This window comes from Asticcacaulis solisilvae (genome assembly GCF_017875235.1).
In the GTDB taxonomy this organism is placed as follows: Bacteria; Pseudomonadota; Alphaproteobacteria; order Caulobacterales; family Caulobacteraceae; genus Asticcacaulis; species Asticcacaulis solisilvae_A.
Genome location: NZ_JAGGMI010000004.1, coordinates 322056 through 334210, shown reverse-complemented (window position 1 = coordinate 334210; position 12155 = coordinate 322056). Strand labels below are relative to the sequence as shown.

The following is a 12155-nucleotide window of genomic DNA, read 5'->3' as shown; positions in this document are numbered from 1 at the left end:
TCGCACCGGCACACAACATCACCTTTTGTTTCCCCAAGGACACACAACACACTTTTGCACGGGCTGGCCTTGCCGTGGCCACATTCGGCGGCCATATCCTTCGCAATCGCACAAATTCCCGATTGTGCGTGCCGAGCCCGTTTCAAAATGTCCGAGAACGTCCAAACCACTGCCCGTCTGGCTCCCCTTCCGCGCGTCACGCCCCCGGAAAACGAGAAGCTGTCGGATGTCCTGCAGCGCCTGGCCACTCGGCCGGGTGAAGGCGCCGTGGCGATTTCGGACCTGCTCTATGCGATGCGCGACCGTGCGGTCGCCGCCTTGTTGTTTGTCTTCGCCCTGCCGATCGCCCTGCCCATGCCGCCGGGGGCTTCGGCGATCCTGGGCCTGCCACTGATCTTCCTGGCGCTGCAACTGGCCCTGGGCAAGGAGCCGTGGCTGCCGAAGTTCGTGACCAAGCAGTCACTGCCGAAGGCAACGTTCAAGGTCATGGTCGACAAGATCGTGCCGTGGCAAATGCGCGCCGAGCGCCTGCTTAAGCCCCGCCTGTCCTTTATGACGGGTGTGACATTCGAACGTGTCGCCGGCTGGGTCTGCCTGCTGATGGCTGTGATCCTGTTCCTGCCGATCCCGCTTGGCAACATGCTGCCGGCCTTCACCATCTGCGTCTTCGCCCTGGGTCTGCTGGAAAAGGATGGGGCGTGGATTATCACCGGCTTTGTCTCGGCAATCGTGTCGTGCGTGCTGGTGTCGGGTGTGGTCGCGGCCAGCGTCGCCGCCATCATCTTCCTGGTTCAGCAAACCCTGGGTTTGCTTTAACTCGGCGCATGATCCGAAAAGTGGTCACCGGTTTTGGCTTCGCCGAACGTTGTTTCGGTAAAATCATGCGCCCAGATTATTTGATCCTGCCGCCTTTGGTGGCTGCCTGATAGACGCTGTCAACCGCCTGCGGAACGATCGGCCCGGCCAGCTTGTCGGTGATCGTTCCGTCCGGCATGACGATAAAGGTCTCGGGCACGCCGCTAATCCCCATCTGTACGCCGATGCGCGCGTCCGGATCGCTCAGCGTCCGGACGTACGGGTTTTCGTGCTGGTTGAGGAAGTTGCGCGTGTCCTGGGGCTGGTCTTTCCAGGCGATGCCGATAATCGGCACGCCCTTCTGCTTTAGCGCCAGAAGCTGGGGATTTTCGGCGACGCATGGTGCGCACCATGAAGCGAAGATGTTGACCACGATGGGCCGGTCATACGTTGCCGCCAGCGTCTTCAGGTCCTGCAGGCTGCCGTCATCGAGATCGGCCAGGGCTTGCGTCGGCACCGACTTGCCGATCATTTCGCGCGGTTCGTAGGTTGGCTTTTTGTGAAAGTTGAACCAGCCGAGTACGGCGAGCAGGCCGGCCAGCACGATCAGCGGGACGAACGCCAGGACGCGTTTCACCGTCTCGCCTCTGTCACCGCGGCCTGAAGCGCCGCCAGCTGCTTTTTGCGCTCGGCGTGGGCACGCAGGGTCAGCACGACCAGCCCGATCAGCCCCAGTGCCGAGGCGCCATAAGCGCCCCAGACGAAGAACACATACTTTCCCATATCCAGATCGAAATGCATCAGTTCAGAGCCAATCTGGCGCGCAAGGCGCGGTATTTGCGATTGAGGATTTCCGAGTCGAGCCGGATCAGGAACAGCCACAGCATCAGGAACAGATAGGCCAGTCCCATGACGTACAACGGCCAGCGCATCGAGGCTTCGATGGTCGGCCCACCCTTGACGAAGATCGATGCGCCCTGGTGCAGGCTGTTCCACCATTCGACCGAGAACTTGATAACCGGCAGGTTGATCAGGCCGACCAAGGCCAGGATGGCGGTCGACTTGGCGGCGCGCTGTTCGTCCTCGATCGAGGCATGCAGCGCGATATAGCCGATGTAGAAGAGGAACAGCACCAGCACCGAGGTCATGCGGCCGTCCCACTGCCACCAGGTGCCCCACATCGGCTTGCCCCACAGCGAGCCGGTAAGTAGCGCCAGCGCCGTGAAGACCGCACCGATCGGCGCGATGGCCTTGGCGGCGGCATCGGCAAGCGCATGGCGGAAGATCAGACCGAAGAAGCTGGCCACACCCATGATGCCGTAAACCGCCATTGCCATCCAGGCGGCCGGTACGTGGATATACATTATGCGGACGGTATCGCCCTGCTGGTAGTCCTCGGGCGACAGGAAGCTGAGCGCCAGGCCCCAAACGAGGAGTGCTGCCGCGACGGCGCCCAGCCACGGCCGCACGGGTCGTGCGACGGACGAGAAGCGCTCGGGGTTGGCCAGCCAGTTGATCATGAGTGCGACATAGGGCGGAATTGGTCTTGCGGCAAGAGCGTCAGTTCAGCGCACTGCGTAGGGCCGCGCCCATTGCGACGGGGGTGAGGGCGAGGGCGAACAAAGCGTAGGCGCCCAGAAACGCCAGAGCTTGCCAGGGAGAGCTTTGGGTTTGCATGGCCTGCATCAGGCCTGCGCCGAAGATCACCGGCGGGACATAGAAGGGCAGGACCAGGAGCGCCATCAAGACGCCGCCCTTGCGCGTGCCAAGGGATAGTGCGGCGCCCATGCCGCCGATCAGGGCGAAACTTAAAGAGCCAAGCAGCGCCGAGGTCAGCGCCATCAGTGACATATCGACCGGCGCGCCGAGGATGATCATCACCACGGGCGTCAGCAGTGACAGGATCACGCCGGTCCCGAGCCATTGGCTGAGGCACTTCAACAGCGCGATGAGTCCCAGCGGCAATGGCCCCAATCGCAGAACATCGAACATGGCGTCTTCATAGTCACGCTCGAACAGGCGTTCGAGTGACAAGAGGCTCGACAGGGCGAGACACAGCCAGGTCAATCCGGCGGCGATGCGGCTCAACACGGCCTGGTCGGGCCCGAGGCTCAACGGGATCATTGCCATCAGCGTCAGGTAGAAACCGATCGCCAGCAGCGGCCCTCCGCTGCGCGTCAGGGACAGGCCAAGATCGCGTTTGAGCAGCGCGAAGGCAGCTTGGGTAAGGGAAGGAGTCACGCGAGACACCCCTGCCTCAAGTTGTTTTGCGGGAAAGTACCTCTTCGCCCTCCCTGCTTGCGGGGAGGGGGGACCATTGGCGGAGCCAATGGTGGGCGGGGCTTCTTTCTATCAGCCTCGTATACGGTTCGTATTTTTGTTGATGAGCGACACAGCCTGGTGCTTCGCTGGTAGGCCCCGCCCACCGCCTTCGGCGGTCCCCCCTCCCCATAAATGGGGAGGGCGAAGTGGCTCGATACGTGTTCACACACCAATTGCCGCCTCCTGTTGTTCGCGAGTGGGGCGGGTAAGGCGCAGGTCGCGCGTCTGAAACGGCAGGGGATCGTGCACAGCCGCGATTAGCATCCCGCCCTCGGCCAGATGCGCCTGCATCAATCTGGCCAGCAATGCCCGATGATCGGCATCCAGCGGCGCCATTGGCTCATCCAGCAACCACAGTTCGCGCTTCGCCATCAATAACCGCGCGCACGACAGACGCCGCTTTTGTCCTGCCGACAGATAGCGTGTTTCAAGGTCCAACAGCGTCTCTAATCGCAAGGCAGCAATGGCCGCCGCCGGCTCCCCGCCCAGGAACTTCGCCTGGAACGCCAGCTCCTGCGCCACCGTCCGCGACGGCGACAAGGCGTCATGATGGCCCAGCACGTGAATGTTTCGCGCCCGCACATCCTCCGACTCAAGCTGCGCACCATTCTCAACAAAGGCGATGCGCCCGGCGAACGGTGCCGAAAACCCCGCCAGCGTCCGCAAAAGCGTGGTCTTTCCGACACCATTTTCGCCGGTCAGGCTCATGCCTTCACCCGGTTTCAGCGCGAAATACAAATTGGAAATCAGCAGGTTATAGCCTTTGCGCAAGGCCAGCCCCTCCACCTGCAATTCCATAACCATAAAAATAACCTCGTCGAACGTAAGGCTTCATAGACGAAAAGGAATAAGAAGTTTAGAAGGCAATTTGCCGCCAACGGAAAGGTTGCAGCGCAACGTCGAGACCCTGTGCGTCCTTCGTTACAAGCGCGCCCCCTCCGGACATATCAGCCGCCATCGGGGCGGCCGGCGGTGAACGCGGAAAGGACACGCATTCATGTCTTCAGTTGACAGCTTCAAGTCAAAGGCCGAGCTGAAAGTCGGCGATAAAACCTACACCTACTACGACCTCAAGGCGGCCGAAGCCAATGGCCTCACCAATGCCGGACAACTGCCGGCCAGCCTGAAGGTCCTGCTTGAAAACCTGCTGCGCAACGAAGACGGCGTGTCCGTCGGCAAGGACGACATCGCCGCCCTGGCCGCCTGGACCAAGAACAAGGGTTCGGTCGAACACGAAATCAGCTTCCGCCCGGCGCGCGTGCTGATGCAGGACTTCACCGGCGTGCCGGCGGTCGTCGATCTGGCCGCCATGCGCGACGCCATGGTCAAGCTGGGCGCTGACCCGGCGAAGATCAATCCGCTGAACCCCGTCGACCTGGTCATCGACCACTCCGTCATGGTCGACTATTTCGGCAAGGGCGACAGTTTCGGCAAGAACGTCGACCGCGAATATGAGCGCAACATGGAGCGCTACAACTTCCTGCGCTGGGGGTCTTCGGCCTTCAACAACTTCCGCGTCGTGCCTCCCGGCACCGGCATCTGCCACCAGGTGAACCTGGAATACCTGGCCCAGACCGTGTGGACCAATGTCGCGGACGGCGGCGAAGTCGCCTACCCGGACACGGTCGTCGGCACCGACTCGCACACCACCATGATCAACGGCCTGGCCGTCCTGGGCTGGGGCGTCGGTGGCATCGAAGCCGAAGCCGCCATGCTGGGTCAACCGATTCCCATGCTGATCCCGGAAGTCATCGGCTTCAAGCTGACCGGCGTCCTGGCCGAAGACGTCACCGCCACCGACCTGGTCCTGACCATTACGCAGATGCTGCGCAAGAAGGGCGTCGTCGGCAAGTTCGTCGAATACTATGGCGAAGGCCTGACCCACCTCAGCCTCGAAGACCAGGCGACCATCGCCAACATGGCCCCGGAATACGGCGCCACCTGCGGCTTCTTCCCGGTCTCCCAGGCGACGATCGACTTCCTGGCCAAGTCCGGCCGCACGCCGGAACGCGTCGCCCTGGTCGAAGCCTACGCCAAGGCGCAAGGCCTGTGGTTCGATCCGGCCCATGAGCCGGTCTTCACCGACACGCTGGAACTCGACATCTCGACCGTCGAGCCGTCGCTGGCCGGCCCCAAGCGTCCGCAGGACCGCGTCGCCCTGTCCAAGGTCGCCGAAGAGTTCGCCGCCGCCCTGACCGGTGATTTCGGCAAGGCCGGCAAGGAAGACGAGCGCGTCGCCGTCGAAGGCGAAGCCTTCTCGGTCGGCCATGGCGACGTCGTCATCGCCGCCATCACCTCGTGCACCAACACCTCGAACCCGTCAGTCCTGATCGCCGCCGGCCTGCTGGCGCGCAACGCCGTCGCCAAGGGCCTGAAGGTCAAGCCGTGGGTCAAGACCTCGCTGGCGCCCGGTTCGCAGGTCGTCACCGACTACCTGAACTCGGCCGGCCTGACCAAGGACCTCGACGCCCTGGGCTTCAACCTGGTCGGCTACGGCTGCACCACCTGCATCGGCAATTCCGGCCCGCTGCCGGACGCCATCTCGGCTGCCATCAATTCGGGCGACCTGGTCGCTTCGGCCGTCTTGTCGGGCAACCGTAACTTCGAAGGCCGCGTCTCGCCGGACGTCCGCGCCAACTATCTGGCCTCGCCGCCGCTGGTGGTCGCCTACGCCCTGGCCGGCTCGACCAAGATCGACCTGCGCGAACAGGCCCTGGGCCTCGACGCCGATGGTCAGCCGGTCTTCCTCAAGGACATCTGGCCGACTAAGGCCGAGATCGCCGAGTTGCAAGCCAAGCACGTTACCAACGAAATGTTCACCGGCCGTTATTCCGACGTCTTCAAGGGCGACGAGCATTGGCAGGCCATCGCCGTTTCGGGCGGTCAGACCTATGGCTGGGATGGCAACTCGACCTACGTCGCCAACCCGCCGTACTTCGAAGGCATGACGATGACGCCGGACAAGGTGACCGACATCGTCGAAGCCCGCGTCCTGGGCATCTTCGGTGACTCGATCACGACCGACCACATCTCGCCCGCCGGCAACATCAAGAAGACGGCCCCGGCCGGCATCTACTTGTCGGACCACAATGTGCCGGTGTCGGAGTTCAACTCCTACGGCGCCCGCCGCGGCCACCACGAAGTCATGATGCGCGGCACCTTCGCCAACATCCGCATCCGCAACAAGATCACGCCGGAAATCGAAGGCGGCGTGACCAAGCACTTCCCGTCGGGCGAAGTGATGTCGATCTACGACGCCTCCATGCGCTACCAGAAGGAAGGCCGTAACATGGTCATCTTCGCGGGCAAGGAATACGGCACGGGGTCTTCGCGCGACTGGGCGGCCAAGGGCACCAAGCTGCTTGGCGTCCGCGCCGTCATCGCCGAATCCTTCGAGCGTATCCACCGTTCGAACCTGGTCGGCATGGGCGTCCTGCCGCTCCAGTTCAAGGTCGAAGGCTGGGCCAAGCTGGGCCTGACCGGTGAGGAAATCGTCACCATCCGCAGCCTGGAAAACGTCAGTCCGCGTCAGGACCTGATCGTCGAGCTGTTCCGCGCTTCGGACGGCAAGGTGGCCCGCTTCCCGGTCCGCTGCCGCATCGATACGCCGACCGAATTGGAATACTACAAGAACGGCGGCGTCATGCCGTACGTCCTGCGCAACCTGGCCCGCGGCAGCGATGTCGCCGAGGCTGCGGAGTAAGCGTTCTCGCGATTGAATAAAGAAAAGGCCCCCTGTCTTGTGACGGGGGGCCTTTTCTTTATAAGTCGCAGGGGTCACGGACCCCTGCACCCCGATACATGGAGTTGAGCATGACGCGTCCGCAGATCGTAGCCATGGCTGGCGGTGTCGCCACCTTCTTTGCCGTCGTGTGTAACCTGGCGACGGGCGCCGACTTGTCTGCGAACCGCACCCTGTCCTATGCTGCCACTATCGCGGCAGTCATCGCGATAGGTTGCGGCGCGTATCTGGTGCGCAAAGGCACGGCGTGGCGCTATATCAGCATGGCCCTGCTCGGGCCGGGCCTGTTTGTCCTTGTCGATGCCGGTGTGCGTACCTTCCTGTTTCTGACGCGTTAAATTCGGAAAACATCATGACCAGACCTGAAATGCCGATCGTCTTCTACAGCTTCCCGGTGTCGGGCCACGCCCACCGCGTCGAACTGCTGCTGCGCGCGCTCGACCTGCCGTTCGAACGGATCGACGTCGACTTGGCCAACAAGGCGCAAAAGACCAGCGAATTCATGACGCTCAACCCATTCGGTCAGGTGCCAGTGATCGACGATGACGGCACGGTCATCTGGGATTCGGGGGCCATCCTTGTCTATCTCTGCCTGAAGTATGACGACGAAGGCCTCTTCCTGCCGCGCGATCCGGCTGCGGCCGCGCAAATCACCGCCTGGCTCGGCAAGGCTGCTGGCCCGATCAATTACGGCGCCGCTACCGCCCGGCGCATGAACGTCTTCAAGGCGCCCGGCGACATCACAGTGCCTCAGACCTTGGCGCATGACCTCCTGAAAGTCATGGACTCGCACCTGGCCGATCAGGACTGGTTGGTGGGCTCAAGCGAAACCATCGCCGACTTCGCCTGCTATACCTATATCGCCCATGCGCCCGAAGGCGGCGTCGATCTGTCGGCTTACAGCCACGTCAACGCCTGGATCGCACGCGTCGAAGCCCTGTCGTATTTCGTGCCGATGCGCCGTTCAGCCGTAGGACTGTGGGCGGCGAGCGCCTGACCCCCAAAAAAAAGAAGCCCTTGCGACAAGGCAAGGGCGGTCAGGGTCTTAATAATAGGGAGGAAACATCGCCGGCCAAAACACCTCACCTGATTCCCGGGGGCTGGGGGGGCTGTTCAGGGGAGGAACCAGAGCAAAGCGCCTTGGCCGACGCTTATGAATATGATGACCCGAAGCGGCGGCGAAAGGGCGGAAATAAGGTCATATTGGGGTGATAAGATAACTGGCCGATAAAGATTGTGTTCATCCCCATAAAGGAAAGTGACTTGCACGTTTCCGGTAATTGGGGCCTACTTCTGTCCAGTTCCATGTCTGCTTGGGGATGCCCAACTCTATGAGCGTTCAGGATTTCAGTGGCGCCTACCAGAATTCGCAGCCGGTCAAGGGGCCGGTCTTTTTCGAGCGCAAGGAGCTGGAACTGATCCTGAGGCTGTATGGACGAAAGGTGGCGTCCGGCGATTGGCGCGACTACTCCATCGACAGCGGCAATGAGGCGGTCGCCTTCTGCATCTTCCGCCGCACGTCCGAAGCGCCACTCTATCGCATTGAAAAGCGCCCGTCCCTGGCGCGCAAACAGGGGGCCTTTGCTATCTATAACCAGTCGGGCATGGTGCTTAAGCGCGGGCGCGAACTGGCGCCCGTTTTGGCGGTGCTGGATAAGACCAAGTTCGACGTTGTTTAGATTTCGTCCTTACGCGGACTTTACCGTTAGCTGATCCAAGCATGCTGCATATTTACCGGCATTCCGCTACTCTATCCGAACTATCGAAGACCCCATCTTGGGACACCCGGTAGGAATGAAGCGGCCAGGAAACGGATGTGCGGGTATTACGGCTCTCAAAGGGCTTAGATGCTGAAAGCACAACGTTATCCTGGTCTTCTTTTATGCCCAGCCCCTCATGTCCGAGCGCCCGTCCTATCTGAACTTCGACAAAGACGCCTATGGCTGGAAGCCCAACATCGATTATCGTCAGACACCTGAGGCATACCGCGTCGGCAAGGGTGAGCAGGGCGTTCTGATCGTCGAACCGTACAAGAGCGAGATGACACCGCACTGGCGTTTTCGCACGCCGGAAATCGCGCGAGCATCCGCAGACACTCTCTATGCCATGTTCCATGACTATCTGGAGGACGACGACTTTGTCGGTGCCGACATGGCGCGCAAGTTCCTACAGATGGGCTATACGCGCGCCCGGCGCTACGCCAATTATAAAGGTGGCCGCAAATACGATCGCGATAAAGACTACGCACCAAAGGAACGCGGCACGGGCGATCCGGTAAAGGCAGAAAGCGCGCGCATCTTTTACGAGCTTTGGCGCAAGGCCGAGGCCGATCCGGAATACGCCGCACGCAAATCCGCATGGAAGACGCAATACGGCTGACAGGTTCTGGCGCTTCGAAGGATATGGCTCTATGTAAAAGCCGTTCCTTTGAGAAGCAGACGATTCCTCACATGCCCGATACCTCGACAGCACCCACCGATGGCAAGCCAAAGCGCCTCGTTCTTATCGACGGGTCGGGCTATATCTTCCGCGCCTATCACGGCCTGCCGCCCTTGACGCGCAAGTCGGACGGCCTGCCTGTCGGCGCCATCTCCGGCTTCTGCAACATGCTGTATAAGCTGATCAAGGAGAACCGCGGCGATGAGGCGCCGTCGCACCTGGCGGTCATCTTCGACGCCGGTTCGCACACCTTCCGAAATGACATGTACGATCAGTACAAGGCCCACCGTCCGCCTCCGCCCGAAGACCTGATCCCGCAGTTTCCGCTGATCCGCGACGCGACGCGCGCCTTTGGCCTGCCCGCGATCGAGTTGCCGGGCTATGAGGCCGACGACCTGATCTGCACCTATGCCCATATCGCCAAGGGCCAGGGCTTCAAGGTCACCATCGTCTCGTCGGACAAGGACCTTATGCAGCTGGTCGACGATGACGTGACCATGCTCGATCCCGTCAAATCGACGGTCGTCGGCCGCGAAGAGGTCATCGAGAAGTTCGGCGTGCCGCCCGAACTGGTCGTTGATGCCCAGGCCCTGATCGGCGACTCGGCCGACAACGTGCCGGGCGCGCCGGGCATTGGCGTCAAGACGGCCGCGCAGTTGTTGATCGAATACGGCAATCTCGACGGCATCTTGGAACGCGCGCACGAGATCAAGCAGGAGAAGCGCCGCCAGACCCTGATCGACTTCAAGGACCAGATTCTGTTGTCGCGCGAACTGGTGCGCCTGCGTTGCGATACACCTGATCCGCATCCGTTGGACGACTTTATCCTGAAGCAACCCGAGCCCGAGACGCTGACGGCCTTTCTGGTCGCCATGGAATTCGCCACCCTGGCCAAGCGCGTCGGCGGTACCCTGTCGGCGCTGGAAAGCTCGACGGCGATCTCTCAAATCCCGACTGCACCGATCCTGCGGCCGCTTTACGGCGTCAAGCACACGGCCGAAGACGCCGCCAAACAGCCCTTCGATCTTGACGCCTATGAGTGCGTCCAGACCATCGAAGCGCTGGAAACCTGGGTGGCGCGCGCCATACACGCGCAGGTTCTCGCTGTCGATACCGAAACCGACGACCTGTCAGCCTCGCACTCCAATCTGGTCGGGGTATCGCTGGCGACCGCGCCCAACTGCGCCTGTTACATCCCGCTCGGCCACGCGCCTGAAGGCCTCGATTTCGGCGATGAGCTGAAGCAGATCCCGCTCGACGACGCCTTGCGCGTGCTGAAGCCGCTGCTGGAAGACCGCAACATCCTGAAGGTCGGTCAGAACATCAAGTATGACCTGAGCGTCCTGCACCGCTACGGCATCAAGGTGGCTCCGATCGATGACACCATGCTGATCTCCTACGTGCTCGAAGGCGGCCTGCATGGCCACGGCATGGACGAACTCTCGGAAATGCATCTGGGTCATAAGCCGATTACGTTCAAGGACGTCGCGGGCTCGGGCAAGAAGGCCAAGAGCTTCAAGCACGTCGATCTGAAGGAAGCGACGCGCTACGCCGCCGAAGACGCCGACGTGACGCTGCGCTTGTGGAACCTGTTGAAGCCGCGCCTGCAGCGCGAGCGCATGACGACGGTCTATGAGACGCTGGAACGCAACATGCCTGCCGTCCTGTCCGAGATGGAACTCAACGGCATTCGCATCGACCCGGACATCCTGCGCAATCTCAGCCAGGATTTCGGCTCGCGCATGAACGCCATCGAGCAGGAGGCGCACGCCCTGCTGGGCCGGCCATTCAATATCGGCAGTCCGCAGCAGCTGGGCCAGATCTTCTTCGATGAGATGAAGCTGTCCGGAGGCAAGAAGACGGCGTCTGGCCAATGGGCCACCGACGTCAAGGTACTGGAAGACCTGGCCGAACAAGGCGTGCCGCTGGCCAAGCTGGTGCTGGACTATCGCCAGATGTCCAAGCTCAAGGGCACCTATACCGATAACCTGGTCGAATATGCCGATCCGGAAACGCGCCGCATCCACACCAGCTTCCACCTGGCGGCGACGCCGACCGGGCGCCTGTCGTCCAACGAGCCGAACCTGCAGAACATCCCGATCCGCACCGCCGAAGGCCGCAAGATTCGCGCGGCGTTTGTCGCCAAGCCGGGGCACAAGCTGATCAGCGCAGACTATTCGCAGATCGAACTGCGCATCCTGGCCCACATCGGCGATATTCCTCAGTTGAAGGAGGCCTTTACGCGCGGCGACGACATCCACGCCATGACGGCGTCGGAAATGTTCAATGTGCCGATGGCGGAAATGACTTCGGAAATCCGCCGCCGCGCCAAGGCGATCAACTTCGGCATCATCTACGGTATCTCGGCCTTCGGTCTATCGAATCAACTGGGCATCGAGCGCGGCGAGGCGGGGCGCTATATCGAGACCTATTTCGACCGCTTCCCTGGCATCAAGGCCTATATGGACGGTGCTCGCGACTATGTCCGCGCCAACGGCTTCGTGATGACGCTGTTTGGCCGCAAGATCCACATCCCGGAAATCAACGGCAAGGGCGCGCTGCGGTCGTTTGCTGAACGCGCCGCAATCAATGCGCCGATCCAGGGCACCGCCGCCGACATCATCCGCCGCGCCATGATGCGCATGCCGGATGCCCTGACAAAGGCCGGTTTTACGACCAAGATGCTGCTTCAGGTCCACGACGAACTGATCTTCGAAGCGCCCGACGCCGAGGTCGAAGCGGTCATGCCGCTGATCAAGGACGTGATGTCGCAGGCATCTGTGCCCGCGGTCGATTTCAGCGTGCCTCTGGTCGTCGAAGCCAATGCCGCAATGAACTGGGACGAGGCGCACTAATA

The 12155-nt window shown here is 61.7% G+C and carries 12 protein-coding genes; 7 read left to right on the top strand and 5 right to left on the bottom strand.

What is annotated here, in order from left to right; genetic code table 11:
• Positions 1 to 147: 147 nt before the first annotated feature.
• Positions 148 to 816 (top strand): exopolysaccharide biosynthesis protein, encoded by a 669-nt coding sequence (locus J2X24_RS09730; RefSeq protein WP_209720258.1) that lies wholly within the window; start codon positions 148 to 150, stop codon positions 814 to 816.
• Positions 817 to 892: 76 nt separating this feature from the next.
• Here J2X24_RS09730 and J2X24_RS09725 read toward each other — a convergent pair whose 3' ends face one another.
• From J2X24_RS09725 to ccmA, 5 genes are all read right to left on the bottom strand, one after another.
• Positions 893 to 1432, bottom strand: a complete 540-nt coding sequence (locus tag J2X24_RS09725; protein WP_209720255.1) for a redoxin family protein — start codon at positions 1430 to 1432, stop codon at positions 893 to 895.
• Positions 1429 to 1596 (bottom strand): heme exporter protein CcmD, encoded by a 168-nt coding sequence (gene ccmD / locus J2X24_RS09720; protein WP_209720251.1) that lies wholly within the window; start codon positions 1594 to 1596, stop codon positions 1429 to 1431. Before ccmD ends, J2X24_RS09725 begins: the two co-directional genes overlap by 4 nt.
• Positions 1596 to 2315: a heme ABC transporter permease gene (locus J2X24_RS09715; RefSeq protein WP_209720248.1), complete on the bottom strand. Its 720-nt coding sequence runs from the start codon at positions 2313 to 2315 to the stop codon at positions 1596 to 1598. The genes ccmD and J2X24_RS09715 overlap by 1 nt, the downstream gene beginning before the upstream one ends.
• A 40-nt stretch (positions 2316 to 2355) precedes the next feature.
• The gene (ccmB, locus tag J2X24_RS09710) at positions 2356 to 3036 is read right to left on the bottom strand and encodes a heme exporter protein CcmB (protein WP_209720245.1); all 681 of its coding nucleotides are present in this window, start codon (positions 3034 to 3036) and stop codon (positions 2356 to 2358) included.
• A gap of 243 nt (positions 3037 to 3279) precedes the next feature.
• Positions 3280 to 3921, bottom strand: a complete 642-nt coding sequence (gene ccmA / locus J2X24_RS09705) for a heme ABC exporter ATP-binding protein CcmA (protein ID WP_209720242.1) — start codon at positions 3919 to 3921, stop codon at positions 3280 to 3282.
• 193 nt (positions 3922 to 4114) lie between these two features.
• Here ccmA and acnA point away from each other — a divergent pair, with 193 nt between their 5' ends.
• The 6 genes from acnA to polA all read left to right on the top strand — a co-directional run bounded on the left by acnA (position 4115) and on the right by polA (position 12153).
• Positions 4115 to 6820, top strand: a complete 2706-nt coding sequence (gene acnA / locus J2X24_RS09700; RefSeq protein ID WP_209720239.1) for an aconitate hydratase AcnA — start codon at positions 4115 to 4117, stop codon at positions 6818 to 6820.
• 110 nt (positions 6821 to 6930) lie between these two features.
• A complete protein-coding gene (locus J2X24_RS09695) occupies positions 6931 to 7197 on the top strand; it encodes a hypothetical protein (protein ID WP_209720237.1) in 267 nt (88 codons plus the stop codon).
• 14 nt (positions 7198 to 7211) lie between these two features.
• On the top strand, positions 7212 to 7856 hold the full coding sequence (locus J2X24_RS09690) for a glutathione S-transferase family protein (RefSeq protein ID WP_209720234.1): 645 nt from the start codon (positions 7212 to 7214) through the stop codon (positions 7854 to 7856).
• 334 nt (positions 7857 to 8190) lie between these two features.
• On the top strand, positions 8191 to 8538 hold the full coding sequence (locus tag J2X24_RS09685) for a DUF2794 domain-containing protein (protein ID WP_209720233.1): 348 nt from the start codon (positions 8191 to 8193) through the stop codon (positions 8536 to 8538).
• Between the two features lie 217 nt (positions 8539 to 8755).
• The gene (locus J2X24_RS09680) at positions 8756 to 9238 is read left to right on the top strand and encodes a DUF4385 domain-containing protein (protein WP_209720230.1); all 483 of its coding nucleotides are present in this window, start codon (positions 8756 to 8758) and stop codon (positions 9236 to 9238) included.
• A gap of 71 nt (positions 9239 to 9309) precedes the next feature.
• Positions 9310 to 12153 (top strand): DNA polymerase I, encoded by a 2844-nt coding sequence (gene polA, locus J2X24_RS09675; RefSeq protein ID WP_209720227.1) that lies wholly within the window; start codon positions 9310 to 9312, stop codon positions 12151 to 12153.
• The last annotated feature ends 2 nt before the right edge of the window (positions 12154 to 12155 follow it).